General features: G+C 73.2%; 26 protein-coding genes and 1 tRNA gene. 15 read left to right on the forward strand and 12 right to left on the reverse strand.

What is annotated here, in order from left to right; genetic code table 11:
- Window positions 1-4 precede the first annotated feature (4 nt).
- From LG632_RS04860 to LG632_RS04890, 7 genes are all read left to right on the forward strand, one after another.
- Window positions 5-78: transfer RNA gene (locus tag LG632_RS04860), tRNA-Pro, on the forward strand.
- 229 nt (window positions 79-307) lie between these two features.
- Window positions 308-709 carry a WXG100 family type VII secretion target gene (locus LG632_RS04865; protein WP_226725485.1) on the forward strand — a complete coding sequence of 134 codons (402 nt, stop codon included), beginning with the start codon at window positions 308-310 and terminating at the stop codon, window positions 707-709.
- Between the two features lie 22 nt (window positions 710-731).
- The gene (locus LG632_RS04870; RefSeq protein WP_226725486.1) at window positions 732-1,037 is read left to right on the forward strand and encodes a WXG100 family type VII secretion target; all 306 of its coding nucleotides are present in this window, start codon (window positions 732-734) and stop codon (window positions 1,035-1,037) included.
- Entirely contained in the window at window positions 1,037-2,806 is a 1,770-nt protein-coding gene (locus LG632_RS04875) for an RNase A-like domain-containing protein (RefSeq protein ID WP_226725488.1), read from the forward strand. The genes LG632_RS04870 and LG632_RS04875 overlap by 1 nt, the downstream gene beginning before the upstream one ends.
- Window positions 2,807-2,822: 16 nt before the next feature.
- Window positions 2,823-3,431 (forward strand): hypothetical protein, encoded by a 609-nt coding sequence (locus LG632_RS04880; RefSeq protein ID WP_226725489.1) that lies wholly within the window; start codon window positions 2,823-2,825, stop codon window positions 3,429-3,431.
- Window positions 3,432-3,493: 62 nt separating this feature from the next.
- Window positions 3,494-3,793, forward strand: coding sequence for an RNase A-like domain-containing protein (locus LG632_RS04885; protein WP_226725491.1), 300 nt, complete (start codon window positions 3,494-3,496; stop codon window positions 3,791-3,793).
- A 12-nt stretch (window positions 3,794-3,805) separates the two neighbouring features.
- Window positions 3,806-4,462, forward strand: a complete 657-nt coding sequence (locus tag LG632_RS04890; protein ID WP_226725493.1) for a contact-dependent growth inhibition system immunity protein — start codon at window positions 3,806-3,808, stop codon at window positions 4,460-4,462.
- 79 nt (window positions 4,463-4,541) lie between these two features.
- On the opposite strand, the gene LG632_RS04895 is transcribed toward LG632_RS04890, so the two are convergent.
- A complete protein-coding gene (locus LG632_RS04895; protein ID WP_226725495.1) occupies window positions 4,542-5,120 on the reverse strand; it encodes a hypothetical protein in 579 nt (192 codons plus the stop codon).
- Between the two features lie 537 nt (window positions 5,121-5,657).
- On the opposite strand from LG632_RS04895, the gene kdpF reads away from it, so the two are divergent.
- The 4 genes from kdpF to LG632_RS04915 are packed head-to-tail and all read left to right on the forward strand — an operon-like array spanning window position 5,658 to window position 10,228.
- The gene (kdpF, locus tag LG632_RS30480) at window positions 5,658-5,747 is read left to right on the forward strand and encodes a K(+)-transporting ATPase subunit F (RefSeq protein ID WP_125645268.1); all 90 of its coding nucleotides are present in this window, start codon (window positions 5,658-5,660) and stop codon (window positions 5,745-5,747) included.
- 7 nt (window positions 5,748-5,754) lie between these two features.
- Window positions 5,755-7,419: a potassium-transporting ATPase subunit KdpA gene (kdpA, locus tag LG632_RS04905; protein ID WP_226725496.1), complete on the forward strand. Its 1,665-nt coding sequence runs from the start codon at window positions 5,755-5,757 to the stop codon at window positions 7,417-7,419.
- The gene (kdpB, locus tag LG632_RS04910; RefSeq protein ID WP_226725498.1) at window positions 7,416-9,524 is read left to right on the forward strand and encodes a potassium-transporting ATPase subunit KdpB; all 2,109 of its coding nucleotides are present in this window, start codon (window positions 7,416-7,418) and stop codon (window positions 9,522-9,524) included. Before kdpA ends, kdpB begins: the two co-directional genes overlap by 4 nt.
- 5 nt (window positions 9,525-9,529) lie before the next feature.
- Complete coding sequence (locus tag LG632_RS04915; RefSeq protein ID WP_226725500.1) at window positions 9,530-10,228, forward strand: potassium-transporting ATPase subunit C; 699 nt, start codon at window positions 9,530-9,532, stop codon at window positions 10,226-10,228.
- Between the two features lie 44 nt (window positions 10,229-10,272).
- On the opposite strand, the gene LG632_RS04920 is transcribed toward LG632_RS04915, so the two are convergent.
- Both LG632_RS04920 and codA read right to left on the reverse strand, forming a co-directional pair.
- The gene (locus LG632_RS04920; RefSeq protein ID WP_226725501.1) at window positions 10,273-10,884 is read right to left on the reverse strand and encodes an HD domain-containing protein; all 612 of its coding nucleotides are present in this window, start codon (window positions 10,882-10,884) and stop codon (window positions 10,273-10,275) included.
- Between the two features lie 34 nt (window positions 10,885-10,918).
- Window positions 10,919-12,229, reverse strand: a complete 1,311-nt coding sequence (codA, locus tag LG632_RS04925; RefSeq protein ID WP_226725503.1) for a cytosine deaminase — start codon at window positions 12,227-12,229, stop codon at window positions 10,919-10,921.
- Between the two features lie 158 nt (window positions 12,230-12,387).
- Between codA and LG632_RS04930 the strand changes: the two genes are divergently transcribed.
- Window positions 12,388-14,166: a S9 family peptidase gene (locus LG632_RS04930; protein ID WP_226725558.1), complete on the forward strand. Its 1,779-nt coding sequence runs from the start codon at window positions 12,388-12,390 to the stop codon at window positions 14,164-14,166.
- Window positions 14,167-14,233: 67 nt separating this feature from the next.
- Window positions 14,234-15,013, forward strand: a complete 780-nt coding sequence (locus tag LG632_RS04935; RefSeq protein ID WP_226725505.1) for an SURF1 family protein — start codon at window positions 14,234-14,236, stop codon at window positions 15,011-15,013.
- Between the two features lie 74 nt (window positions 15,014-15,087).
- On the opposite strand, the gene LG632_RS04940 is transcribed toward LG632_RS04935, so the two are convergent.
- The 7 genes from LG632_RS04940 to LG632_RS04970 form a co-directional block, all read right to left on the reverse strand.
- Entirely contained in the window at window positions 15,088-16,206 is a 1,119-nt protein-coding gene (locus tag LG632_RS04940) for a hypothetical protein (protein ID WP_226725506.1), read from the reverse strand.
- Complete coding sequence (locus tag LG632_RS04945) at window positions 16,203-16,769, reverse strand: SigE family RNA polymerase sigma factor (RefSeq protein WP_226725508.1); 567 nt, start codon at window positions 16,767-16,769, stop codon at window positions 16,203-16,205. The genes LG632_RS04940 and LG632_RS04945 overlap by 4 nt, the downstream gene beginning before the upstream one ends.
- A 262-nt stretch (window positions 16,770-17,031) precedes the next feature.
- On the reverse strand, window positions 17,032-18,105 hold the full coding sequence (locus tag LG632_RS04950) for an aspartate-semialdehyde dehydrogenase (protein WP_226725510.1): 1,074 nt from the start codon (window positions 18,103-18,105) through the stop codon (window positions 17,032-17,034).
- The gene (locus tag LG632_RS04955; protein WP_226725511.1) at window positions 18,102-19,382 is read right to left on the reverse strand and encodes an aspartate kinase; all 1,281 of its coding nucleotides are present in this window, start codon (window positions 19,380-19,382) and stop codon (window positions 18,102-18,104) included. The genes LG632_RS04950 and LG632_RS04955 overlap by 4 nt, the downstream gene beginning before the upstream one ends.
- A gap of 169 nt (window positions 19,383-19,551) precedes the next feature.
- Window positions 19,552-20,199, reverse strand: coding sequence for a DUF5063 domain-containing protein (locus LG632_RS04960; RefSeq protein WP_226725513.1), 648 nt, complete (start codon window positions 20,197-20,199; stop codon window positions 19,552-19,554).
- Window positions 20,192-20,791: a recombination mediator RecR gene (recR, locus tag LG632_RS04965; protein ID WP_226725515.1), complete on the reverse strand. Its 600-nt coding sequence runs from the start codon at window positions 20,789-20,791 to the stop codon at window positions 20,192-20,194. Before recR ends, LG632_RS04960 begins: the two co-directional genes overlap by 8 nt.
- Before the next feature lie 165 nt (window positions 20,792-20,956).
- Entirely contained in the window at window positions 20,957-21,301 is a 345-nt protein-coding gene (locus LG632_RS04970; RefSeq protein WP_226725517.1) for a YbaB/EbfC family nucleoid-associated protein, read from the reverse strand.
- 266 nt (window positions 21,302-21,567) lie between these two features.
- On the opposite strand from LG632_RS04970, the gene LG632_RS04975 reads away from it, so the two are divergent.
- Window positions 21,568-22,314, forward strand: coding sequence for an SLATT domain-containing protein (locus tag LG632_RS04975; protein WP_226725519.1), 747 nt, complete (start codon window positions 21,568-21,570; stop codon window positions 22,312-22,314).
- A gap of 144 nt (window positions 22,315-22,458) precedes the next feature.
- A complete protein-coding gene (locus tag LG632_RS04980) occupies window positions 22,459-23,109 on the forward strand; it encodes a putative DNA-mimic protein (RefSeq protein ID WP_226725521.1) in 651 nt (216 codons plus the stop codon).
- Window positions 23,110-23,244: 135 nt separating this feature from the next.
- Here the strand turns inward: LG632_RS04980 and LG632_RS04985 are convergent, their stop codons facing one another.
- Together LG632_RS04985 and LG632_RS04990 are read right to left on the reverse strand one after the other, a co-directional pair.
- Window positions 23,245-25,947 carry a glycosyltransferase family protein gene (locus LG632_RS04985; protein ID WP_226725522.1) on the reverse strand — a complete coding sequence of 901 codons (2,703 nt, stop codon included), beginning with the start codon at window positions 25,945-25,947 and terminating at the stop codon, window positions 23,245-23,247.
- Window positions 25,944-26,684 carry a GntR family transcriptional regulator gene (locus LG632_RS04990; RefSeq protein WP_226725524.1) on the reverse strand — a complete coding sequence of 247 codons (741 nt, stop codon included), beginning with the start codon at window positions 26,682-26,684 and terminating at the stop codon, window positions 25,944-25,946. Before LG632_RS04990 ends, LG632_RS04985 begins: the two co-directional genes overlap by 4 nt.
- Window positions 26,685-26,936: the final 252 nt, after the last annotated feature.

Consider the following 26,936-nt stretch of genomic DNA (forward strand, 5'->3'; position numbering starts at 1 on the left):
CGATCGGGGTGTAGCGCAGCTTGGCAGCGCGCTTCGTTCGGGACGAAGAGGTCGTGGGTTCAAATCCCGCCACCCCGACTTCGTAAGACCAGATCAGGGGCTTGATCCGCATCGCGGATCGAGCCCCTGCTGGCGTTCACGGGCGTTCTCGCCGGCGACAGCGATCAAGCAGGTCCACGGGCCGATCGCACCGGCCCGGCCCGGCTCCGCCCAGGTGATCCTCGGTGGGCTGAGGAACGTCAGCCACTAGAGTGATCTCCCGTACGTGATCAGGACCGTACGACCGTGGTGAGAGTGGGGGCTCAGGGTGCGTGATGCCGATCTTGAGGTCTCGGGCGACGACCTCGGCACATTGGCGAACGACCTCGACGACATGCAGCGCCACCTGGAGCAGCAGACGCGCCGCATGGACCAGGTCGTCGACAGCATCGCCGCCGGCTGGCAGGGGCCGACGGCCACGGCGTACCGGTCGCTGCACCGCGGGGTCGCCGAGGACGCCGTAAGGATCCGTCAGGTGATGGTCCTGCTCGAAGAGGCCATGCGCGCCTCGCGGGACGGTTTCACGGAGCAGGAGCTCGAGAACCTGGCGCGGATCAAGCGGATGCAGGACACCGAGGACGTTGCGGCGGCCGCGCGCGCCCTGACCGTGCCGGACCCGGAGCCCGCGGCCACGGCCGGCCCGTCGAAGAGTCGCATCCTGGACGTCTGAACCACGGGGGATCAGCAGCACCATGTCCGACGAAGACCGGATCACCGTCAACTTCGCCACTCTGCAGCGGCTCTCGGGGGACCTGGAGGACATCCTCCGCGCCCTCAACGAGAAGCTGGACGCCCTGTACGAGCGAGCCACGAAGGTCGTCCTCAGCTGGGACGGTGAGGCCCGCGAGGCCTTCATCGACGAGCTGGACAAGTGGAGCCGTTCCGCCGACGACCTCAAGGCCGCCCAGGCATGGCTCCACGAGGTCGTCGTCAAGGGCCACCTGAACTACGCCGCCGCCAACCGCTCCGTCCTCGAAGGCTGGGGAGGCGGCGCCTGATGGCCGGCCCCTCGGCCCCCGCCCAGTCGCCGGGCGGCAACGGGGCGATCGACGTCAAGCCGACGGACCTCTGGCGGGTCTCGGGCCAGGTCGCCACGCAGCAGGAGTTCCTGGTCCGGAGCGCCAACACGCTCCTGGAGGAGCTGCGCAAGTACCCGGACGCCGGAGGCGCGGGCACCGAGGCCGAGAAGTTCGCCCAGGCGTACAAGAAGATCGGCAACCGCTGGCTCGAGGTCTGGAGCCGGTCCGTGCTCAGCGTCGGCGGTGTCGCCGTCGGCTTCACGGAGACGGCCAACGCCTACACCAAGGCGGACGCGGCGGCTCATCCGCAACCGGGCAAGACCGCCGAGCAGCGCCCGCGGCCCGCGGTGATCGACAAGGAGCCGAACTTCGGCTCCGTGCCGGACATCAAGTGGGGCGACGACGACGGCGGGGACGACATCCTGCGTGGTCTGATGGAGGGCATTCCCGACATCGTCCGGGACGTCCTCCATCCGCTGTGCAAGCACGTGTTCCGGGTCGGGAAGGTGGCGGACGTCTACCCCTTCCCGCAGCAGCACTACCTCAACTCCCTGTGCCACAGCTGGATGAACGCCTCCATCGCCGGCGCGATGGGGGCGGACCGCCTCACGCAGATCGTCGACACCATCACCAATCACCAGCAGGCCGACTGGGAAGCCGCCATGCGGACCTTCTGCAGCGCGTTGTGGGGCGCGACGGCCTGGGGGCAGTCGCGGCACGGCTACCAGTGGGGCCAGACGGCCAACTCCGGCCCGGGCACCCCCCGCGTCCCCACCGGCAGCGAGCCGGTGATGGCCGTGTTGAAGGACACCGCGGACAAGATCGCCACCATCCTGCGCGAGTACGCCGAGGCCGCCGTCGAGCTGAACCACGACGTCGCGGAGGAACTCCACCGGGCCATGTGGAAGGCCGCCAAGGAGATCCTCGAAGACCTCGCCAAACCCAAGGACCCCAAGAGCATCCTCAGCACCGTCACGTCCGTGATCGGCAAGGGCGCGGGGCTGGTCCTGTCGTTCGACGTCAAGACGGTCCTGAACATCGACACGGCCAAGCTGAACCGGATCGTGGACAAGTACACCGGCATCCTGGGCGGCCTGACCACGCGGATGGAGGCGCTGAAGGAGCCCCTGGACGAGGCGTACCTCAGTGCGCCCAAGTTCGAGGCGGGTGTGGCCCGCGCGACGGGCTTCGGCGCCCGGGCACTGGAGGAGTTCAAGGGCTCCCAGATCTGGCTCAAGATCGACTCCAACGGCGCGTACGACCTGAACCTCGGTGCCAACGAGTACATGGCGGACGGCCACACGCTGGACAAGCACGTCGGCAAGACGGACGAGCAGCTCGCGCAGCGTCTGCGCGACCAGCAGGCCAACGGGCCGACGCAGGCCTGGCCGTACGGCAAGCCGAAGATCGGCAGCTCGTCGTCCTTCCCGAACTACCAGCGGGCCGAGCAGCTGACCGAGTACAACCTCAACCACAACGCTTCCGCGATCGAGGCCTGGATCAAGGGCCCGCCGCCGCCGGCCGACGGCGACGTCAAGTCGTTCTACGCCACCGCGCCGAACGGCGAGACCAGCGGACGCAGCGTGAGCAAGCAGCCCACGGACCCGAACGACCCGATGTCCGGCTACAAGCAGGGCGGCATCAACGCCAAGGCGGTCGACGTGAACGGCATCGACACGCGGATCCGTTACGACAGCAGCAGGAACCCGCCGTTCACGATCATGACGTCCATGCCGTACAAGCCCTGAGGAAGGCCCGCACCCCATGCCTGCCGACGACGACCAGCCCGACGTGGGCGACGAACCCGGCCGGACCGACCAGGCGTCCTGGGAGGCCGCGGTGCGGCACCTGTACGAGGACGCCTACGCGTACGTCGCCACCGGGCCGCGCCGCCACGAGGACTGGCGGCTCGACGTCCTCGCGGTGATGAGCCGCTCCGTCCCCGACCCGCGGGGCTGGGCGGGGCTCGACGACGAGGCGGAGAACCCGGAACGGTCGGCGCGCCCGGCGTACCCCTTCCGCGACCTCACGCCGGAGTACCTCGCCGAACGTCTCCACGAGATCGACCGCAGCAGCGCCGAGGACCTGCTCCTGGCCCTGACGGACGACGGCTGCACCCTGTCCAACCTGGAGCGCTTCCCGGAGAGCCCGACGGAGCTCCGCGCCATGGCCCGTACCGTCCTCGCCCGCTACGGCGACGCGTACTCCTGCCACACCAACGTCCGCCGGGCAGGGGCGGGAAGCGAGGGCGCGCTCGACTTCACGGTCTCGGACTGGAGCTACAGCCCGCTGAGCGTCTACACCGAGGACAGCGGCCTGGTGGTGGTCTCGGCGGCCGAGGTGGGCCTGTTCTGGAACTTCGCCGACTACTGATCCGGAGCCGGGCGCCGGACCGGGCGCCCGTCCCCCCTGAGGTGCTTTGAGAGGATGCCCCTGTGCTGACCCGTTCCGCTTCCTACCCCGACCGGGAGACCGCCCAGTGGGCGACGCAGCAGGTGGTGACCGCCAACGAGCAGGTCGTCCACCGCTGGCTGGCCCAGGGCACCCGGGCCCGCCTCACCCTGGAGGCTGCGTGGCCGTCCCGGGAGGAGCCCGTGGGCCGGGTGCAGCTGGAAGGCGACCTGCTGGCCGGGCGCGGACCGGTCGACGTCCGGGCCGCACGCGTCGTGCTGCGCCGAGAGGCGTCGAGTCCGCACGGTTTCGTCGTCCAGACCACCGTTCCGTTCTACCTGTAGGGGCCCACGACCATGTCCATGAAGCCCCTGGAACACGACCGGCGTTACGGCGAGCTCGACCAGGTGATGCGCGCGTACCTCGGTCAGCCGGCCGACGACACCCCGGAGCGGCGCAGCCGCGCGCTGGACGCCTATCTGCGCCACACCTGGCACACCCGCCCCTGGGCCATTGCCGAGGCGGAGCGCCAGCTGCGTGAGTACAGCCGCAACCCTCCAGGGCGGATCCGGCTCGGACTGGGCGAGTTCTACGCCGTACCGGACACCGGAATGCCGCAGGCCGCGATCCGGGACTGGCTCGTGGTGCTCGCGGACCACCTGAAGCAGAGCGTCGAGGAGGGCGACGTACCTCCGCCGGCGTCACCGCAGACCCACTGGGAGTGGCACGCCCGCTTCCCGGAGACCGCTCAGCTGCTGGGCGGCTGGTTCTCGCAGGACGTCGTGGACGAGTTCCCCGACCACGAGGCCGCCGTCGCCAACTACGCCGCCACCACCGACCCCCAGCTGATCGCCCGCTTGGTGGGCGAACTCCACGAGCTGCTCGCGCTCCCGCTGGACGAGGCGGACTACGCCCTGGCCGCCGCCGAACTGGGCATGGAGGTGGCCCCACCGCCCCCGTTCTCCTACGGCGCCTGGTTCCAGTCCCTGACCACGACCCTGACGGCTCCCTGAGCCCGCCGCCCCCCGGACGGGGGGTCGGCCGACAGGCAGTGTGACGGGGCGCGTCGGCCTGGCGTGGCCGCCCCGGGGCTCACGACTGGCTGTTCGCGAAGCCGATCAGGCAGGCGCCCCACCAGCCCAGTTGGCTGACGGCGGCCGAGGTCGCGGAGCGGGCCAGGAGGGGGCGCGGGGGGTGGGTGTCGCGGTACGGGGCCAGGCGTTCGGCGAGGCGGTGGGCCAGGAGGCCGTTCACCGTGATGGCCAGGACCAGGGCGAGCTTGGTCCGGGTCAGGGGGGAGGACAGGTCCGGGTGGAGGAAGAGGCCGCTGATGATCAGGCCGGTCAGGCCGGCCCAGATGGGGACCTGGAGGGTGGTGGCCGTGCCGAGGATGTCGGCGAGGCGGCGGCGGCCGAGGAGCCACAGGACGGCGTACCAGTCGACGGCCAGGACGGCGCCGAGGCCCACGACCATGGCGGCCACGTGCAGGAACCGGGCCGCCGTCCGGAGCGTGTCGTCGGCGTGGACGTGGCCGGACATCCAGCACACGGCGGCCAGGGCCCCGGCGACGAGCACGCCGAGGGCGATCAGGATCCAGGCCGGGGTCTCCTCGGCGGTGGGGCCCGACCGGGTCGGGGCGACACCGTCGGGTGCGGTGGTGATCGTTGCCACGGGTCTGCCTCCGTCCTTGGCACGCAAGGGGTTCGTATGCCGGTGATTAAGTAAGGCGTACCTAAGTCGCGGCGCGGCCGCTTCGTCAAGTCGGAACGGGGCGCCCGGTGCGCCGCGCGGCCGGGGGTCTCGCAACCGGGTTCGCGGCAGGTCCAGTTGGGGGCGTTCTGCCTTCGCATCAGTCCGGTAACGGCGGGGCGTGGTCAGTATGTGGACGGTTCGGCCCAGTGCGTGGGCAGTGGCGCGCCCGAGCCTGACGCCGGAGACGTCCGGCGCGGCGGAGGCGTCCGGCGCGCGGAGGCGACGCACGCGCGCCCCGCGTCAGGGTCCCGTCAAGACGGCGCCCGCCCCCGTATGGAGGCCGTCAAGGAGCCTCGGCGGCCCGTTCCGGCCGGGTTGAGATGGTCTCCGGCCGGTCCGGCCGATTCCGTCCCCTCACTTCATCCAGGAGCTCGCGATGGCCGATCTGGCCTTCGTCCTCACCACGGTCGCGGTGTTCGCGCTGGTGGGTCTCGTCGCCAGGGGGGTGGCGAAGCTGTGAGCGTCGAGAACGTCGTCGGGCTCGCCGTAGCGGTCGCCCTGCTGGGTTACCTCGTCCTCGCCCTCGTGTACCCGGAGAGGTTCTGAGTCCCGCATGAGTCCCCAGACCGCTGGTGTGCTCCAGCTGCTCGCGCTGGTCGGCGCCCTCGCCCTCGTCCACCGGCCGCTCGGCGACCACATGGCCCGGGTCTACTCCTCCGGCCGGCACTACGCGCCGGAGCGGTGGATCTACAAGGCGATCGGCGCCGACCCCGACGCCGGGATGCGCTGGCCCGCCTACCTGCGCGGCGTCCTGGCCTTCTCCGCGGTGGGCGTCCTCTTCCTCTACGCCCTCCAGCGGCTCCAGGGCGTCCTGCCCGGCTCGCTCGGCTTCGCCTCGATCGACCCCGACCAGGCCTTCAACACCGCCGCCTCCTTCGTGGCGAACACCAACTGGCAGTCGTACGCCGGCGAGCAGGCCATGGGCCACGTCGTGCAGACCGGCGGCCTGGCGGTGCAGAACTTCGTCTCCGCCGCCGTCGGCATGGCCGTGGCGGTGGCGCTCGTCCGGGGCTTCGCCCGGTCCCGTACCGGGGAGCTCGGCAACTTCTGGGCCGACCTGGTGCGCGGCACCCTCCGCATCCTGCTGCCCCTCGCCGTGGTCGGCGCGCTCGTCCTGGTCGCCTGCGGCGCGATCCAGAACTTCGCCGGCATCCACGAGGTCGGGCAGTTCGCGGGCGGCTCGCAGCAGTGGAACGGCGGGGCGGTGGCCTCGCAGGAGGTCATCAAGGAGCTGGGCACCAACGGCGGCGGCTACTTCAACGCCAACTCCGCCCACCCCTTCGAGAACCCGAACCCGTTCTCCAACCTCTTCGAGGTCTTCCTGATCCTGGTCGTCCCCTTCGCGCTGACCCGTACGTTCGGCACGCTCGTCGGCAGCGCCAGGCAGGGCCGGGCGATCCTCGCGACGATGGCCGTCATCTGGCTCGGGTTCACCGCGCTGATGATGTGGACCGAGTTCGCCGGCAAGGGTCCGGCCTTCGAGGTCGCGGGCGGGGCGATGGAGGGCAAGGAGACCCGGTTCGGCATCAGCGGCTCCGCGATCTTCTCGGTCGCCACCACCCTGACCTCGACCGGCGCGGTCAACTCCTTCCACTCCTCCTACACCGGCCTCGGCGGCGGCATCCAGCTGCTGGGCATGCAACTGGGCGAGATCGCGCCCGGCGGGGTCGGCTCCGGCCTCTACGGCATGCTGGTCATGGCGGTCATCGCGGTGTTCCTCGCCGGCCTGATGGTCGGCCGCACCCCCGAGTACCTCGGCAAGAAGATCGGCACCCGCGAGATCAAGCTGGCCGCCTGCTACATCCTCGTCACCCCCGCGCTGGTGCTCGGCTTCACCGCCATGGCCATGGCCCTGCCGACCCCGCCGCACTCGATGCTCAACCCCGGCGCGCACGGCTTCTCCGAGGTGCTGTACGCGTACACCTCCGGCGCCAACAACAACGGCTCGGCCTTCGCCGGCCTGAACGCCGACACGCAGTGGTACAACACCACGATCGGCCTCGCCATGCTGCTGGGCCGCTTCCTGCCGATGGTCTTCGTCCTCGCGCTGGCCGGCTCGCTCGCCGAGCAGCGGCCGGTGCCGCAGACGGCAGGCACGCTGCGCACCGACAAGCCGCTCTACGCCGGTCTGCTCGTCGGCACGATCGTCGTCGTCACCGGTCTCACCTACTTCCCCGCCCTCGCGCTGGGTCCGCTCGCCGAAGGGCTCGCAGCATGAGCACCATCACCCCCGTCCGCGCCCCGCACGACGACGTCCCGGCCGGGCACGGGCCCGCGGCCGGCCGCGTCGGCGGCGGCCTCTTCGACCCCGCGCAGCTGGTCAGGTCCCTGCCGGACGCGATCCGCAAGCTCCATCCCCGGGTCATGGTCAAGTCGCCGGTCATGTTCGTGGTGTTCGTCGGCTCGGTGGTCACCACCGTGCTGGCGGTCAAGGACCCGGCGGACTGGTTCGGCTGGGCGATCGCCGGCTGGCTGTGGCTGACCACGCTCTTCGCCAACCTCGCGGAGGCCGTCGCCGAGGGCCGCGGCAAGGCCCAGGCCGCCACCCTGCGCCAGGCCAAGACCGCCGCCGTGGCGCGGCGGCTGACCGCCGACGGCGCCGAGGAACCGGTGCCGGGCACCGACCTGCGCATCGGCGACCTGGTGGTCTGCGAGGCAGGCGACGTCATACCCGGTGACGGCGACGTGGTCGAGGGCGTGGCCTCCGTGGACGAGTCGGCGATCACCGGGGAGTCCGCCCCGGTCATCCGCGAGTCCGGCGGCGACCGTTCGGCCGTCACCGGCGGGACGAAGGTGCTCTCCGACCGGATCGTCGTCAGGATCACCACGCGGCCGGGTGAGACGTTCATCGACCGGATGATCGGCCTGGTCGAGGGTGCTTCCCGGCAGAAGACCCCCAACGAGATCGCCCTCAACATCCTCCTGGCGTCCCTCACCGTCGTCTTCCTGCTGGCCGTGGTCACGCTCAAGCCGTTCGCGATCCACGCCGGCGCCGACGGGCAGACCTCCCTGATCGTGCTGACCGCGCTGCTGGTCTGCCTGATCCCGACCACCATCGGCGCCCTGCTGTCCGCGATCGGCATCGCGGGCATGGACCGGCTCGTGCAGCGCAACGTCCTGGCCATGAGCGGGCGGGCGGTCGAGGCCGCCGGTGACGTCTCCACGCTGCTGCTCGACAAGACCGGCACCATCACCTACGGCAACCGCAGGGCGGCCGAGTTCGTCCCCGTCGAGGGCGCCACCCGGGCCGAGGTCGCCGACGCCGCGCAGCTGTCGTCGCTGGCCGACGAGACCCCCGAGGGCCGCTCGATCGTGGTCCTGGCGAAGGAGGAGTACGGCCTGCGCGAGCGCCACCGGGGCGAGCTGGCGCACGCCACCTGGGTCCCGTTCACCGCCCAGACCCGCATGTCGGGCGTGGACGTGGACGGCAGGAGGATCCGCAAGGGCGCGGCCGGTTCGGTCATCGCCTGGGTCACCGCGCAGGGCGGCACCGTCGCGGACGACGCCGACGCCCTGGCCGGCTCGATCTCCGAGGTCGGCGGTACGCCGCTGCTGGTGGCGGTCGAGGACGACAGGGGCGCCCGGGTGCTGGGCGTGGTCCACCTCAAGGACGTCGTCAAGGAGGGCATGCGGGAACGCTTCGCGGAGCTGCGCCGCATGGGCATCAAGACCGTCATGATCACCGGTGACAACCCGCTGACGGCCAAGGCGATCGCCGAGGAGGCGGGCGTCGACGACTTCCTCGCCGAGGCCACCCCCGAGGACAAGATGGCCCTCATCAAGCGGGAGCAGGCGGGCGGCAAGCTCGTCGCGATGACCGGGGACGGTACCAACGACGCCCCGGCGCTGGCCCAGGCGGACGTCGGCGTCGCGATGAACACCGGTACGTCGGCCGCGAAGGAGGCCGGCAACATGGTCGACCTCGACTCCGACCCGACCAAGCTCATCGAGATCGTCGAGATCGGCAAGCAGCTGCTGATCACCCGCGGCGCGCTGACCACGTTCTCCGTCGCCAACGACGTCGCGAAGTACTTCGCGATCATCCCCGCGATGTTCGCGGTCGCCCACCCGGGCCTGGACAAGCTCAACATCATGGGCCTGGCCTCGCCGCAGTCCGCGATCCTGTCCGCCGTCGTCTTCAACGCGCTGGTCATCGTGGCACTGGTGCCGCTCGCGCTCAGGGGCGTGCGGTACCGGCCGACCAGCGCCGACCGGATGCTCCGCCGGAACCTGGCCGTCTACGGCCTGGGCGGTCTGGTGGCCCCGTTCGTCGGCATCAAGCTCATCGACCTCGTCCTCTCCCTCGTCCCCGGAATCGGCTGATCGTCATGAACACTTCCGTAGCAAACACCGCCCGGCTGCTCGGCGCCGGCCTCCGGGCGCTGCTGGCCCTGACGGTCGTGTGCGGCGTGCTCTACCCGCTCGCCGTGACCGGCGTCGCCCAGGGCCTCTTCCCCGGCAGGGCCAACGGCTCCGAGGTCAAGGACGCGAGCGGTCGGGTGGTCGGCTCCTCGCTCATCGGGCAGCGCTACGACCTGCCCCAGGACCCGCGGGAGTCGCAGGACGCGCAGAATCCGCCGGAGGCGGCGGAGCCGGACCTGAGGTGGTTCCAGCCGCGCCCCTCCGGCGGGCTCGGCAGCAACACCCTCAACCGGCAGTACGCGCTGCTCGTCTCCGGCGCCACCAACAAGGCCGGGGACAACGAGGACCTGGTCAAGGCGGTCACCGAGGCCAAGGAGGCGGTCGTCGCCGACAACTCCACCGCCACGTACCGGGTCCGGCCCGAGGACGTGCCCGCCGACGCGGTCACCTCCTCCGGCTCCGGCCTGGACCCGGACATCTCCCCGCAGTACGCCCGGCTCCAGGCCCACCGGGTCGCCGAGCGCAACCAGCTCGACGTGCAGCGGGTCGAGCAGCTCGTCGCCGACCACACCGAGGGGCGCGTGCTCGGCTTCATCGGCGAGCCGCGGGTGAACGTCCTGGAGCTCAACGTGGCGCTCAAGGCGCTCACCGAGGGCCGGGGCTGACCCCGGACCTCCCGGCTCCGTCGGTCACCTGCCGGCGGAACGGGTCACGAGGCCGGCCGGTCCAGCGGGTTCGCGGCGATGCGGCCGGCCACGCCGCCGCGCACCAGGTCGGCCGCCGCGCACGCCGGCTTGCGGTCCGCCTGGTCCTCGACCAGGGACAGGAAGGCCGGGCCGAAGCCCAGACGGGGGTGGGCGCACAGGAGGGCGGTGACGAAGCCCTGGTCGAACTCCGCCACGCGCAGGCCGGAGACGTCCGCGCTGGTGCCGACCTGGAGCAGGTGGCTCTCGACGTCCTCGGCGGCCGTGACGTCGTCCCGCATGTGCAGGACGATCACCTCGGCGGCGCGGGCGCGCCGCGCCGCCGGCCAGCCCAGGCCCGTGGTCAAGGCGCGGGCCACATGGCCGCCGGCCTCCTCGAAGGGCAGCGCGTGGTTGTCGAACGCGCCGGTCAGGCCCAGGTCGTGGAGCAGGGCCGCCACGTAGAACAGCTCCTCGTCGAAGGCGAGGCCGTGCCGGCGGGCGTACTCCTTGCCGAAGGCGTAGGAGCGGATCGAGTGGTTCAGCAGCGCCTCGTCGGCGTACTCGGCCGCGAGCTCGCGCGCCGCCCCCGCCGCCCGGCCGGCCGGTCCCTGCCCCAGGTCCGTCCACGTGTCCATGCCGATTCCCCCTCGTCGTGGGCCCACTTGTCGATCACAGTAGGGGACGGGCGAACGAGACCTCCGCCGGGGGCTCCCCCGGCCAGGTGAGGCGGGTCGGGGTGGGCGCGGTGGTGGCCAGGACCGAGCCGTGGGAGACGACGTGGGTGGGGCGGACCTGGCGGCGCAGGGCGTCGTACGGGGTGCGGGCCGGCAGCAGGACGAAGGAGGCCGGGGCGCCCGGGGCGATCGCGTAGTCCGCCAGGCCCAGGACGGCCGCCGCGCGGTCGGTCACCATCGAGAAGGCGGTCGGGATCTCGTCCGCGCCGGTCAACTGGGCGGCGTACAGGCCGGTCAGGGCGGTCTGCAAGGGGTTGCCGGTGCCCAGGGGGTTCCACGGGTCCATGACGTCGTCGTGGCCGAAGGCCACGTTCACGCCCGCGCCCAGCATCTCCTTGACCTGGGTCAGGCCGCGCCGCCTGGGGTAGCCGTCGAACCGGCCCTGGAGGGCCAGGTTCGCGAACGGGTTGCACACCAGGTGCACGCCCGAGCGGCGCAGCAGCCGCTGCAGCTTGTAGCTGTACGCCCCGTTGTACGAGCCCATGGCCGTGGTGTGCGAGGCGGTGACCCGGTCGCGCAGTCCGGTGCGCAGCGCGAGGGCGGCCATGACCTCCACGAAGCGGGACTGCTCGTCGTCGATCTCGTCGCAGTGCGCGTCCACCCGCAGCCCGTGCCGCTCGGCCAGCTCGAACGCCAGGTGCAAGGAGGCCACCCCGTCCTCCCGGGTGTCCTCGAAGTGCGGGATCGCGCCGACCACGTCCGCGCCGCGGGCGACCGCCGTCCGCATCAGCTCCTGGCCGCCGGGGAAGGAGACGATCCCCTCCTGCGGGAACGCGACGATCTGCAGCGTCATCACCTCCCGGACCCGGTCGCGCACCTCCACCAGCGCGTCCAGCGCCGTGAGCTGCGGGTCGGTCACGTCGCAGTGGGTGCGTACGTGCAGCACGCCCTGGGCCGCCTGCCAGCGCAGCACCTCGGTCGCGCGGGCGACCACGTCCTCGCGGGTCAGGCTCTGCTTGCGCGCGCTCCAGCAGGCGATGCCCTCCCAGAGCGTGCCGGAGGCGTTCCAGCGCGGCTCGCCGGCCGTCAGGGCGGTGTCCAGGTGGATGTGCGGCTCGACGAACGGCGGGCTGAGCAGGTCGCCGTGCGCCTCGATCAGGACGCCGGTGGCCGGCGGCTCCTTCTGGTCGTCGTACGGGACGACGCGCGCGACGCGGCCGTCCTCCCCCACCTCCACGTCCATCAGGGAGGGCGAGAGCTCGCCGCCCCCGCCGTACAGCCGGGCACCGCGCACGATCATCCGCATGCCGCCCACCCTAGGGCGGCGCGTGCCCCCAGGGGCGGAACCGGGCGAACCGGCGGCGGCCCGGTGCGCCGGACGCCGAGAATGTCCTCATGACCAGCGATGCGACCGACCCGACCGACGCGACCGACGCGACCGACGCGACTTCGGCCACGTCCGACATGCCCGACTGGGAGAAGCGCTTCCGCGCGCCCCGGGTGGTGATGCCCGAATGGGCCGAGGACGCCCCGGACCGGGCGCTGTACATCTCGAACGAGACGGGCACCTACGAGTTCTACGCCTGGGACCGCGCCACCGGCGCCCGGCGCCAGGTCACCGACCGCCCCAACGGCACCACCGACGGCACCCTGTCCCCGGACGGCGAGTGGATCTGGTGGTTCTCCGACACCGACGGCGACGAGTTCGGCACGTGGGTGCGCCAGCCCTTCACGGGCGGCCCCGACGAGCCGGCCACGCCGGGGCTGGCCCCCGCCTACCCCGAGGGGCTGGCCCTCGGCCGGGACGGCACGGCGGTCGTCGGCCGCTCCACCGACGAGGAGGGCTCCACGATCTACGTGTGCCGGCCGGGTGCCGAACCGGTGGAGATCTACCGGCACCGCGAGAGCGCGGTGGTCGGCGACCTGTCCCGCGACTGCACGCTGATCGCGATCGAGCACACCGAGCACGGTGACTCCATGCACTCCTCGCTGCGCGTGGTCGCCCTCGACGGCAAGACCGTCGCCGAACTCGACGACACCCGCGGCGGCACCGAGGAGCTCGGGCTGTCCGTCCTCGGTTTCGCGCCGGTGGCCGGCGACACCCGGCTGCTGGTCTGCCACCAGCGGCGCGGCCGCTGGGAGCCGATGATCTGGGACGTGGCGGCCGGCACCGAGCAGCCGCTGGAGATCGACCTGCCCGGCGACGTGGGCGCCCAGTGGTACCCCGACGGCTCGGCCCTGCTCGTCTCGCACGGCTTCGAGGCGCGCAGCGAACTGTGGCGCTACGACCTCGCCGAGCGGGCCCTGACCCGGGTGGAGACCCCGCCCGGCACGGTCTCGGACGCCTCCGCCCGGCCCGACGGGACCGTGGAGTACCAGTGGTCCTCCGCCGCGGAGCCCTCGTCCGTACGGTCCACCGCGGGCGGCGTGGTGCTGGAGCTGCCCGGTCTGAAGGCGCCGCGCTCGGTGCCGGTGGAGGACGCCTGGGTGGACGGTCCCGGCGGCCGGATCCACGCGCTCGCCCAGCGCCCGCAGGGCCACGGCGACGGCCCGTTCCCGACGATCTTCGAGATCCACGGCGGCCCGACCTGGCACGACAGCGACGCCTTCGCGGCGGGCCCGGCGGCCTGGCTCGACCACGGCTTCGCGGTCGTGCGGGTCAACTACCGGGGCTCGACCGGCTACGGCCGGGCCTGGACGGACGCGCTCAAGCACCGGGTCGGCCTGATCGAGCTGGAGGACATCGCGGCCGTCCGCGAGTGGGCCGTCGCCTCGGGCCTGGCCGACCCCGCGCGGCTGGTGCTCTCGGGCGGTTCCTGGGGCGGCTACCTGACGCTGCTGGGCCTGGGCACCCAGCCGGAGGCCTGGGCGGTCGGGCTGGCGGCCGTGCCCGTGGCGGACTACGTGACGGCGTACCACGACGAGATGGAGACGCTGAAGGCGCTGGACCGCACGCTGTTCGGCGGTACCCCGGAGGAGGTGCCGGAGCGGTGGGCGGCGTCCTCGCCGCTGACGTACGTGGACGCGGTGCGCGCCCCGGTCCACATCGCGGCCGGGGTCAACGACCCGCGCTGCCCGATCCGGCAGATCGACCACTACGTCGACCGGCTGGCGGCGCGCGGCGCGGTGCACGAGGTGTACCGCTACGACGCCGGGCACGGTTCGCTGGTGGTGTCCGAGCGGATCAAGCAGCTGCGGATGGAGCTCGACTTCGCGCTGAAGCACCTGCCGCGCCGGGCGTGAGCCCGCCGGCGGCCGGGTGAGCGGCCCCGCGGCCGGACGACCGGTGCACCCCCCGTACCGTGGAGGGGTGCACCGGTTTCTGCTGACCCCGCGCTGGTGGGGGATCAACCTCTTCGTCGTGCTGGCCGTCCCCGTCTGCCTCTTCATGGGGTCGTGGCAGCTCGGCCGGTTCGAGGACCGCGTCGACTCGCACCGCGAGGCCACCGCCGAGCGGCCGGCGTCCGAGGCGGCGGCGCCGCTGGACTCGCTGCTGCCGGTGGACAAGAGGACCTCGGGTCGGCCGGCCTCGGTCTCCGGGCAGTACGCGGAGCAGTTCCTGGTGCCCGAACGCCGCCTCGACGGCAGGTCCGGCTTCTACGTCCTGACGCTGCTGCGCACCGACGGCGGCAAGGCCGTGCCGGTGGTGCGCGGCTGGCTGCCGGGCGCGGCGGACGCGTCCCGGGCCCCGGCCCCGCCGACGGGCCGGGTGGAGGTCGTCGGCGCGCTCCAGGCCGCCGAGAGCTCCAGCAGCAAGGGCGTGCACGCCGAGGGCGGCCTGCCGCCGGGCCAGCTGGGCGTCATCGGCGCCGCGTCGCTGGTCAACCTGGTCCCCTACGAGCTGTACGACGCGTGGCTGACGGTGCAGACCCCGGCGGACGGCCTCACTCCGGTGCCGGTGCAGGCACCGACCGGTACGGGCCTGGACCTGAAGGCCTTCCAGAACCTCGGCTACACCGGCGAGTGGTTCGTCTTCGCCGCGTTCGTCCTCTTCATGTGGTTCCGCCTGTACCGCCGCGAGACCGAGACCCTGCGCGACGCCGAGGCGGGCCTGCTGCCGGCCGGAGCGGAAGGCCCGGCCACGCCGTAGACCCGCGCGCGGGCGGCTTACGGCCACGGCACGGGCGGCCCGCTACGGGTACGGCCACGGCACGGGCTGCCACGCTACGGCGTGGGCGGGGCCACCGGGAGCAGGCCGGTCCGGTAGACGGTGCCGCCGCAGGCCGACGGGACGGTGGTCTGGGTGCCGGGGGCGCCGGGCCGCGGGGTCAAGGTGACCGGGACGCCGGTGGAGCCCGACGGCGGGCCCGCCACCTCGCCGCCACCGGCCGCCTGCGCGCCCGGGGCGCTGCCCGCGCCGCCCGCGCCGCCCGCCGGAGTGGGGCTGGGCGGGGCCGGGCAGGACTGGCCCGAGGGCACCCAGGCGAAGCGGATCTCGTAGGAGGTGTCCGGCGGCAGGAACAGCGAGGACGCCTCGTACGAAGGGTCGGGCAGGCCGGTCGCGGGGTCGCTCGCGGAGTGCCGCAGGACCGTGGTGCCCGCCGCCGAGGTGACCGTGTCGAGGCCGGTGGCCTCGCAGGCCGTGCCCGAGACGTTGGTGACCCGGAAGCTGCCGTAGACCTTGCCGTCCGCGTCCGGCGGGCCGGCGGTGCCGGCGACGCCCAGCTGCCCGGCGCCGCACTCGGGGGTGCCCGGGGCCTGGGCGGGGGGCAGCGGGCCGGGGTTCCTCGGCGTCGTACCGGGCGCCGGGCCGGTGCCCGGGGGTTGCTCGGGTCCGGCGCTGGTGCCGGGCCGCCGGTCGGGGCCGGCCGTGTCGGGGCCGCCCGTCGCGGGGTGCCGCGGCGGGTTGCGCAGGTCGCCCGAGCCGGTGGCGTGCGGGTCGGAGCCGCCGTCGACGCGGCCGACGGCGTCCTGCTGGTGTCCGGCCGTCGCCGGGCCGGCGGTGTCGGGGCCGTGCGCGTCGTCCGCCAGGTGCAAGGTGGCGGGGATCCCGGCGCCGGCCAGCAGGACGGCCGCCGCGGCCCCGACCAGCGTCTGCCGGCGGCGGGCCCGGCGCGCGGGGACCGCGTGCCGCAGCCGGTCCAGGGAGCCGGCCGCGGGCTGGATCTGGTCGACCGCCGCGTGGAACAGGGCCCGCAGCCGCTCCTGCTCCGCGTCCGGCCCACCGGCGTGCGCGCCGGTGTGTGCGTCGGCGTGCGCCTCGGCGTGCCCGCCGCGGACCTCGTCCGGCGCCGCGTGCTCCGCGGGGCCGTCGTGCCGGGTGGGACCGTCGTGCTCGTTCATGACTGCGCGGCCTCCATCGCCACCCGCAGCGCAGCAATGCCCCGCGATCCGTACGCCTTCACCGAGCCCAGGGAGATGCCGAGGGTCTCGGCGACCTGGGACTCCGTCATGTCCGCGAAGTACCGCAGCACCAGAACCTCCCGCTGCCGCCGCTGCAGGCTCTTCATCGCCTTGATCAGGTCGTCCCGCTCCAGCAGGTCGTACGCGCCCTCCTCCGCGCTCGCCATGTCAGGCATCGGCTTGGACAGCAGCTTCAGCCCGAGGATGCGCCGGCGCAGCGCGGAACGCGAGAGGTTGACCACGGTCTGCCGGAGGTAGGCCAGGGTCTTCTCGCGGTCCCGGACCCGGCTGCGCGCCGAGTGGACCCGGATGAAGGCCTCCTGGACGACGTCCTCGCACGAGGCGGTGTCGTCGAGGAGCAGGGCGGCGAGCCCCAGGAGGGAGCGGTAGTGCGCCTGGTAGGTCTCGGTGAGGTGGTCGACCGTGGTCCCGGCCACCACCTCCGGCCGTGCGGGCTGCGGCTGCTCCGCGCACCGCGCGTCCTGCGCGTCGGGAGCGGTCACGAGGCGACCGCCGGGAACGCGTGAGGGCCGGGGCGCCGGGACGAGGTCGAGGCGCGCCGGTACGAGGCAGTGGTCGAGCAGAGCTGGTGCCACGTCAGTAGGACGCGCCTGCCCTCGTCAGGGTTGTACGCGCGCGGCGATTTCTTGTGCCGTGCGCCAAATGCCCTCATGCGTACCCGCTCTTCCCGAATGCCCTACCTGTCCAGGCGGCACCGGTGCCTTCACCTTGATCGAGGGATCGGGGTCGATCCTACAAAGCGAATTACGCATGTTCACGCGCGATCAGTTCCGCGATCTGGGCGCCGTTCACGGCCGCGCCCGTGCGCAGGTTGTCGGCGCACACGAAGAACTCCAGCGCCCGCGGGTCGTCCAGCGAACCGCGGACGCGGCCCACCCACGCCGGATCCGTCCCGGCCGCGTCCGCGGGGGTCGGGAACTCCCCCGCCGCCGGGTCGTCGACGAGCACCACGCCGGGCGCGGACTCCAGCACCTCGCGGGCCCGCGCGGCGTCCACGGCGGCCTCGAAGCGGGCCCGTACCGTCAGCGAGTGCCCGGTCAGCACCGGCACCTGGACGCACGTCACCGACACCGGCAGCGCGTCCAGCCCCAGGATCCGCCGGGACTCGGCCCGGATCGCCAGTTCGTGCGAGGACCAGCCGTCCGCGCGCAGCTCGCCGGACCACGGCACCACGTTCAGCGCGAGCGGCGCCGCGAACGGCCCGGTGTCCTCGCCCACGGCCCGCCGCACGTCACCGGGCTGCGAGCCCAGCTCCGCGCCCGCGACCACGGCCAGCTGGCGGCGCAGCGCCTCGGTGCCGGCCCGGCCGGAGGCACCGGCGGCCTGGTACGAGGACACGGCGAGCTCGGCCAGCCCGAACTCGGCGTGCAGGGCGCCCACGGCCGCGATCATCGCGGCGGTCACGCAGTCGGGCCCGGCGACGATGCCGCGCGGCCGGATCCGCGCCGCGTACCCGTTGACCTCCGGCACCACGAGCGGCACCTCGGGGTCCTCGCGGAAGGCGGGCGACCGGTCCACCACGGCCACGCCCCGGGTCACCACGACGGGCGCCCAGCGGGCCGAGACCTCGGCCGGGGTGAGGAAGAGGGCCACGTCGCCCGCGCCGAGGCCGTCGAAGGCGTCCTCGGTGAGGGCGAGCACCTCGGTCTCCTCCCCGCGCACGGTCAGCCGGCGGCCGGCCGAGCGCGGGGAGGCGATCAGGCGTATGTCGCCCCAGACGTCCGCCCGGGTGGACAGGATCTGGAGCAGGACGGTTCCGACCGCCCCGGTCGCGCCGACCACGGCCAGGGCCGGGGCGGGCGACCGGCCGGGCGTCATCGTCCGGTGCCTCCGTAGACGACGGCTTCGTCGCTGTCGGAGTCCAGGCCGAAGGCCGTGTGCACGGCGACGACGGCCGCGTTCACGTCGTCCTGGCGGGTCACGACCGAGATGCGGATCTCCGAGGTGGAGATCAGCTCGATGTTCACGCCCGCGTCGGACAGCGCCTGGAAGAAGCTGGCGGTGACGCCCGGGTTGGTCTTCATGCCCGCGCCGACCAGCGAGATCTTGCCGATCTGGTCGTCGTAGCGCAGCGAGTCGAAGCCGATCGCGCCCTTCGCCTTCTCCAGGGCGTCGATGGCCTTGTGGCCCTCGGTCTTGGGGAGGGTGAAGGAGATGTCCGTCAGGCCCGTGGAGGCGGCGGACACGTTCTGCACGATCATGTCGATGTTGATCTCGGCGTCCGCGACGGCGCGGAAGATCGCCGCGGCCTCGCCCGGCTTGTCCGGGACACCGACGACCGTGATCTTGGCTTCGGAGACGTCGTGGGCGACTCCGGAGATGATGGCGTGCTCCACCTGCTCGTCCCCTTGCGACTCGGGCTTCTCGTTGCTGACCCAGGTACCGGGCAGTCCGGAGAAGGACGACCGCACGTGGATCGGGATGTTGTAACGGCGCGCGTATTCCACGCAGCGGTGCAGCAGCACCTTGGAGCCGGAGGCCGCCAGCTCCAGCATGTCCTCGGAGGAGATCCAGTCGATCTTCCGGGCCTTCTTCACCACGCGCGGGTCGGCGGTGAAGACGCCGTCCACGTCGGTGTAGATCTCGCAGACCTCGGCGTCCAGCGCCGCGGCGAGCGCCACGGCGGTGGTGTCGGACCCGCCGCGGCCCAGGGTGGTGATGTCCTTGGAGTCCGCGGACACGCCCTGGAACCCGGCGACGATGGCGATGTTGCCCTGGTCCAGCGCGGTACGGATCCGGCCCGGCGTGACATCGATGATCCGCGCTTTGTTGTGCACCGAGTCGGTGATGACGCCTGCCTGGCTGCCGGTGAACGACTGGGCCTCGTGGCCCAGGTTTTTGATCGCCATCGCCAGCAGGGCCATGGAGATCCGCTCTCCGGCGGTCAGCAGCATGTCGAATTCCCGCCCGGCAGGCATCGGCGATACCTGCTCGGCGAGTTCGATCAGCTCGTCCGTCGTGTCGCCCATCGCCGAAACCACGACGACCACCTGGTGGCCGTTCTTCTTGGCATCGACGATCCGCTTGGCGACGCGCTTGATGCCTTCGGCATCGGCTACGGAGGAGCCTCCGTACTTCTGCACGACAAGGCCCACGTGCGCTCCTCGCTCAGTCCATTACGCGGTACGACCGCCCTGGCGGTCCGGGCCAGTCTAACGACGGACCGCCATCCGATCGGGATGTACCGAATCGTGAGATGTGTTGTTCACCTCATGATCACTCGGGGCGAGGTCACCGGATCGCCGAGGCCTGGCGCGGACCCGCTCAGTGGTGCCCGAGGCCGCCCAGCTCCTGGGCCATCACCCGGCCCGCCTCCTCGGCGAGGTCGTCCTCGGCGAGGTCCTCGTCGGTGTCCAGGCCGTCCAGCTCCTGCAGCGGCTGGTCCAGCCGGACGTGCGCGACCAGCGACTGCAGGGCGCGCAGGGTGGCCGAGGCGGTCGCGCCCCAGTTGGAGAAGTACGAGAACTGCCACCACCACAGGGCCTCGGCGGTCCGCCCGGCCTGGTAGTGGATCAGCCCGTGCCGCAGGTCGGCGACCACGTCGGCGAGGTCGTCCGAGATCCGGTGCGCGACCGGCGCCCGGCGCGGCTCGTACGGGTCGAAGACCTCGGAGTAGACGTCGACCGGGTCGAGCATCTGCGCGAACCGCTCCCGCAGCTCGTCCACATCCGGCTCGGGGCCGAGGTCCGGCTCGTAGCGCTCGTCGGGCAGGACGTCCTGGTACGCGCCGAGCCGACCGCCCGCCAGCAGCAGCTGGGAGACCTCCAGCAGGAGGAACGGCACGGCGGAGTCCGGATCCTCGCCCTTGGCCACCTCCGTGACCGCGACGATGAAGGACTCGATCTGGTCGGCGATCTGGACGGCGAAGTCGTCCGGATCCTGGCCGAGGGCGTGCAGCGTTGCGTCAGACATCGAGTAGTCGCCTTCCCTCAAAGGCCCGCCCGAGCGTGACCTCGTCCGCGTACTCCAGGTCTCCGCCGACGGGGAGCCCACTGGCCAGTCGCGTGACCTTCAGGCCCATCGGCTTGATCATCCGGGCGAGGTAGGTGGCCGTGGCCTCGCCCTCCAGGTTCGGGTCGGTGGCGAGGATCAGCTCGGTGACCGTGCCGTCCGCGAGCCGCGCCAGCAGCTCTCGGATGCGCAGGTCGTCCGGGCCGACGCCCTCGATCGGGCTGATCGCGCCGCCGAGCACGTGGTAGCGCCCACGGAATTCGCGCGTCCGTTCGATCGCGACGACGTCCTTGGGCTCCTCCACCACGCAGATGACCGCGTCGTCGCGCCGCGGGTCACGGCAGACGGCACAGCGCTCCTCCTGCGCGACGTTCCCGCACACCGCGCAGAACCGGACCTTCTCCTTCACCTCCAGCAGCGCGTGCGCGAGCCGCCGTACGTCCGCCGGCTCGGCCTGCAGGACGTGGAAGGCGATCCGCTGCGCGCTCTTGGGCCCGACGCCGGGCAGCCTGCCCAGTTCGTCGATCAGGTCCTGGACCACGCCTTCGTACAACGGACTGCCTTCTTCCTGCTGCTGCTGTTGATGCTGATGCTGATGCTGATGTGTCGGTGATCGTGGTGGCTGGTGCCGGTTCGGGTGCCGGTGCGGGTGCCGCTGCCTGCTGCGGGCGCCCGCGCCGGTGCCGAACCGGTGCCGAACCGGTGCCGGTCCGGCTGATCAGAACGGCAGGCCCGGGATGCCCGAGCCGCCGCCCAGACCCTGCGCCAGCGGGCCCAGCTTCTGCTTCTGCAGGTCCTGGGCGTTCTCGTGGGCCGCCTGGACCGCCGCGACCACCAGGTCGGCCAGGGTCTCGGTGTCCTCCGGGTCCACGGCCGCCGGGTCGATCACCAGGGCGCGCAGCTCACCGGAACCGGTCACGGTCGCCTTGACCAGGCCGCCGCCGGCCTGGCCCTCGACCTCGGCCTGCGCCAGCTCCTCCTGGGCCCTGGCGAGATCCTGCTGCATCTTCTGGGCCTGCTGGAGCAGCTGCTGCATGTTGGGCTGGCCACCACCGGGAATCACAGGTCACTCACTCCAGACGTCCGTCGGCGCTCGTCGCGCTCTCCTCGATCCGAGCCTACGTGCTCGCCGGGCGCCGCGCCCTACGCCGTGCGGACCTACTCTTTCGGGTGAGGTGGAGGACGGGCGCGTACCTGATCAAGACCTCCTTGCGGGCGGAAATCCCTGGATTCGTTGTCCAAAGCCCGCCATTCGGAGGTAGGAAGAGCATGCGCACCATTGCGCGCACGCGCACCACCACACGTCAGCGCAGGCAGAGGGAGTGCCGGGTGAGCCAGCCGGAGATGCAGCCCGAGGGGCCACCCCGGGATCCCCGGGAGGAGAGCAGCGGGCGGGACGCCGCGGGCGATCTGACCGGCCGGCCGTTCCCCCTGGGCGACTGGGGCGAGCCCGCCGAGCGGCTCGACGAGCTCTACCGGCGGGTCGAGGACGACGCGCTGCGCACCGCCGCGTGGTACCTCTCCGACCGTGCCTGGAAGCGGCGCGGTGCCCGGGTGCTGCGCGCCGGCGCGGCGGCCGGCGCGGTCACCGGCGCCACGATGCCGCTGCTGGAGCTGACCGGGCTGGTGGCCGGCGCCTCGGCGTACGGGTACCTGGCGCTGCTGCTGGGCGCCGCCTGCCTGGCCTGCGACCGGTTCTTCGGGCTGACCTCCGGCTGGATGCGGGACGTGGCCACGGCGCAGGCGGTGCAGCGAAGACTCCAGACCCTGCAGTTCGACTGGGCCTCGGAGAACGTCCGGGAGGTCCTCGGACCCACCGAGGGCACCGCCAGCGAGGCGGCGGAGCGCTGCCTGTCCGTGCTGCGGCGGTTCTCGGAGGATGTCACCGAGCTGGTGCGCGCGGAGACCACCGACTGGATGGTGGAGTTCCGCTCGGGGCCCACCCCGCTGGTGATGCAGTCGCTGGGCGCCGCCGCGCCGCGCCCGGAGCCGGGCGCGCACCCGAGCCGCTTCCCGCTGCCCCCGGGCACCCGGCCGAACATGCCGCGGCAGCGGCCGCCGGAGCAGCCGCGTTGAGCTGATGCCCGCGGCGACCGCTGCCTGATCGTTCTTGCGGGGACCGGGCGCCGTCGGCGGGCGCGGTTCTGCGCACCCCTTCGCGGAGCGTGTCCGGCACATTACTCTGGCCCGATCGGCGCACAACGACCGAACGGAGCCCGCGTGGCCTGTGACCTGTGGCTGGTCCCCCTTGTCGACGTGCTGTGCCACAGCCCCGACAACCCCTTCGCGGAGGAGATCGCCGCGTACGACAAGGCGCTCGGCGAGGCCGGGCTGCCGTCCGTGCCCGTCTTCGCCTACATGCCGGGCCTGTCCGGGGACGTCGCCCCGGTCGCCGGCTTCGACTACGACGCCCTGCACTTCCTGCGCCGGGCCTACCTGCTGCAGATCTGCGGGCTGCCGGTGACCCCGGTCGACGAGCTGGGCGGGGACTACGAGCAGCTGCTGGAGATGTTCGAGGGCACGGCCCAGCAGTCCCACCTGGTCTGGCACTACGACCACGCCGGGGCCTACGTCCCCGTGGACTTCGCCGCTCCGCTGGCCAACGAGGAACTGCTGGCCGGCGGCGGACCGCTGGGTTCCGCCCACGGCCTGCTGCGCGAGTTGGCCCTGGTGGCGCCCGCCATCGGGATCGACCCGGGCAACCCTCCGGCCGCGCCCGCCCCGCCGGGGCGGCCGACCTCGCTGGACGAGCCGGCGGGGCCGATCCCGTACGACGACAGCCCGTTCGCCCGGGAACGCCACGTCTGGCTGGGCCTGCACGCGGCGGCGACCCGGAGCCTGGGCCAAGGCTCGATGATCATCTTCAGTTGAGCGGGGGCGGACATCCGCACGACCACGGGCCCGGCCCACGGGTGACGCGGCCGGACGCCGGTGGTCAGGCGGCCGGGCGAGCGGGTGGTCAGGCGGCCGGGCGAGCCGGTGGTCACGCGGCCGGGCGCCCGCGGATCACGCGGCCGGGCGCCCGCCGGGTCCGACGCGCCACACCCACACGTCCCGCACCCGTTCCGGCTCGGCCCCCAGCAGCCCGGTCAGCAGCACGCGCAGCTCCTCGCTGCGGTCCTGATCGGGCAGGACCACCGCCCCGGCCTTCCAGTACGCCAGGTCGCGCCGCGCCTGCTCCTGCCATTCCGGCCCGAGCGGCGGCGGGTCGGCGCCGTAGCGGACCTCGCGCAGCAGGTTGGACAAGTGCCTCGGGGTGGCGCCGAAGGTGCCGATCCGCTCGGGCCCCCACGGGCCCATGAAGTACCCGCCCGCCAGCCGGAAGCCGAAGTCCGCCCGCACCTGCCAGTGCAGGGCGTCGGCCACCCCCGCGTCGGGCAGCGGAACCGCGACGAGCGCCTCGCCCTCCTGCACGTACGGCTTCCACGCGCCGGAGGTGATGAACTCCGGCACCGGTTCGCGGTCCCGCACCGCCAGCGGGACCGGCACGGGCAGCACCGGGATCAGCGCGGCAGCCACCGCGAGCAGCCCCAGCGTGCGCCGCTGGCCGGCCCCGGACGCCAGGATCCGGTCCAGGGCGAGGGCCAGCAGCATGCCGAGGACCGGCGCGCAGACCATCGCCACACGCCCCTCGATCACGAACTCGAACAGCGGGAACTGCGTCAGCAGACGCCACGGCCCCGGCACCACGAGCCCGGTCCCGGGCACCGGTACGGCCGGCCCCAGCGACAGCAGGAGCATCCCGGCGCCGGTCACGGCGAGCGCGCGGACCGCCGTACGCCGCCACAGCCAGACCGCGACCGCCGTGCCGAACGCCAGCAGCGGCCAGCCGTAGAAGCCGTTCTGCTCGGTGTGGTTCATCGACAGCCGTGCGGCGGTGTCCTTGTCGCCGAAGAGCGAGTGACCGGCGTACTCGATCAGGGCGCGCGGGCTGTTGGCCGCGCCCTGCGGATGCGGCACGGAGTGGTAGCTCTGCGGTCCGGCGAACTGCCACCACAGCGGGAACGCCACCAGCGGCACCGAGACGGCCGCCGCCACGAGCATGCCGCGCAGCAGCGGCTTCGCCGCCACCCGGGCCCGCCGGCGGTCGAAGAGGGCGTAGCCGAGGGCGAAGACCAGCATCCCGAGGGCGGCCAGGAGCAGGGCCTCCTCGCCGAGGTAGATCTGGTACGTCGCGAGGAGGCCGAGGACGATCCCGTCGCGGACCACGTTCCGCCCGGCGCACAGGCGCAGGGCGCGGTCGACGATCAGCGGGAGCACGAACAGGACGACGAAGTTCGGGTGCGCGGCGGCGTGCGAGACCATCGGCGGCGCGAACGTCGCCAGCGCCGCGCCCGCGACCGCGGCCGGGCGGCCCACGTCCAGCCACCGGCGGATCAGCCAGTACCAGGCCGACGCGGTGGCGGCGACCCCGCACGTGAAGACGAGCGCGAGCGTGACCGTCGGGCCGAAGGCGAGGGTGACGGGCGCGAGCGGCACGGACAGGCCGAGCATGACCGTGTTGCCCATCAGGTTCACGCCGTCGGGCATGCCCTGGAACTCGGTGAACAGCGGATTGCGCAGGTGGGCGACGTTGTCGGCGGTGACCGCGAAGAACCACTCCCACTGGTTCTGGTCCTGCATCGCGTCGGCGAGGTAGGCGCCGTCGAGGTCGGCCCAGAGGCGGGCGTAGAAGAGGAACGCGACAAGGAGGAAGAGACCGGGCACGGCCAGACGCGAACCGCCGAGCCGACGGAGGCCCGGGCGGAGGCGGAGGCGGAGGCGGAGGCGGAGGCGAGGGGCTCCCGGGGCGCGGGCGCCGGCGGGGTCCGCTGCCGCGGGGGCCTGGCTCGCGCTGTGCTGGTGCTGGCGCTGGTGCGGGTGCTGGTGCTGGTGCGGGGCGAGGGAGTCGTCGCCGTCGGGCCGGTCGTCGTGCGCCGGACGGGACGGCGGGACCTCCGCCACGGGCCAGCCGCGCGTACGGAAGTACCGCAGGACCTCGTCCTCGACGGCCCGGTCGTCCAGCCGGGAAGCGCCGAAGGCGGCGCGCGCCCGGTCCCCGTCGAAGAGCCGCGGGCCGCCCGGCAAGCGTCCGCCCGGACCGGCACCGGTGCCCGTCCGGGGGGAGCCGATCGCGGCCAGGGCCCCGTCGTGCTCGGCCAGGGCCTTCTCCAGCCGCTCCAGTTCCTCGACGGGGGAGGCGAGTGCGGCGTCGGTGAGCAGCACCCGCGCACCGGCGGACGCGGCGACGCCCAGCCGCAGCGCGCTGCCCCGGCCGCCGGGGTGCTCGCGCGGGCCGCGTATCAGGCGGATGCGCGGATCCTCGGCGGCCGCGGCCAGCACGACGTCGGCAGCCGTGGGGTCGGCGGGGTCCGTGGGGTCGGCGGCTTCCGGGGCATCGGCGGCCGGGGGGTCGGCGGGGTCCGCTGAACCGGCGGCCGGGGCGTCGGCGGGGTCCGCTGTACCGGCGCCCGGGGCGTCGGCGGGGTCCGCTGTACCGGCGCCCGGGGCGTCGGCTGCCGTGGGGTCGGCCGGGGCATCGGCGGGCCCGTCGGCCACGACGATCACCTCCCAGTCGCCCGGGCCGGTCCCGAACCGCTCGTCGAGGTGTTCGCGCAGCATCCCCAGGGCCGGGCCGAGCCGCTCGGGCTGCGGCCCCCCGTCGCCGTACGCGGGTACGACGACGCTCAGGGCGACCTGGCCGAGCCGGGTGGTCCGCGTGGCGCTCACGCGCGTGCCCCCCGGCGGGGATCCGCCCACCGGGCGGCGTTCTGGCCCTCGGCCTCGGCGCCGGCCGCCGGGTCGAGCCCGGACGCCCAGTCCAGCGCGTGCTCGTTGTAGGAGTGCACCAGGCGGCGGACGTCGTCGGCGTCGGCGCGGGTCACCGCGTCCACCAGCTCGATGTGCCGGTCCCACAAGGCCGATCCCACGTGCGCCTCGCGCTGGAGGTGGGGGACGGCGAAGACCCAGCACCGCACCCGGATGCTGTGCAGGAACTCGGTGATGTAGGCGTTGCCGACCAGCCCGCTCAGCTCCCGCCAGAACCGCAGGTCGTAGCCGATCAGGACCTCCAGCGAACCGCTGCGCGCGGCGCGTTCGGCCTCCTCGGCGCGGCGGCGTACGGAGACCAGCTGTTCGGCGACGCCCGCGGACGTGCCGCGCTCCACCAGCCGCCGGAAGATGCCGTCCACGACCAGGGAGCGAGCCTCGACCATCCCCCGGAAGTCGTCCACGGTGTAGACCCGGACCCGGAAGCCGCGGTGCGTCGCGGACTCCAGCAGGCCCTGCGCGGAGAGGTCGACCAGCGCCTCGCGGACCGGGGTGGCGGAGACCTCGTACTGCTCGGCGATCTGCTTGACCGTGAACTCCGTGCCCGGAGGCAGGCGTCCCGCGAGCACCTCGTCGCGCAGTGCGTCCGCGATCTGCTGGCGAAGTGTGTTGCGGGTGACAGCGCCGCTGCCGGCCATGGGGTCCGTCTCCGTTCGTAGGACTCCGGACACCTTAGGCCAGGCCACGCGGACCCGGTCGGCCAACCGGGTCCGCATCGACACCGGGCCGGGCCGCCCCCGCACAGCCGACCGGGCCCGCACGGCGACGGGCCCAGCCCGGACGGCGACGGGCCGAGCCCGGCCCGGGCGGACGACCGGCCGGGTCCGGGCGGACGACCGGCCGGGCCGGGGCCGGGGGCACTCGGCGGTGAGGGCGCCGGCCCCCTGCGG

Source organism: Streptomyces antimicrobicus (assembly GCF_020532625.1).
Taxonomy (GTDB): Bacteria; Actinomycetota; Actinomycetes; order Streptomycetales; family Streptomycetaceae; genus Streptomyces; species Streptomyces antimicrobicus.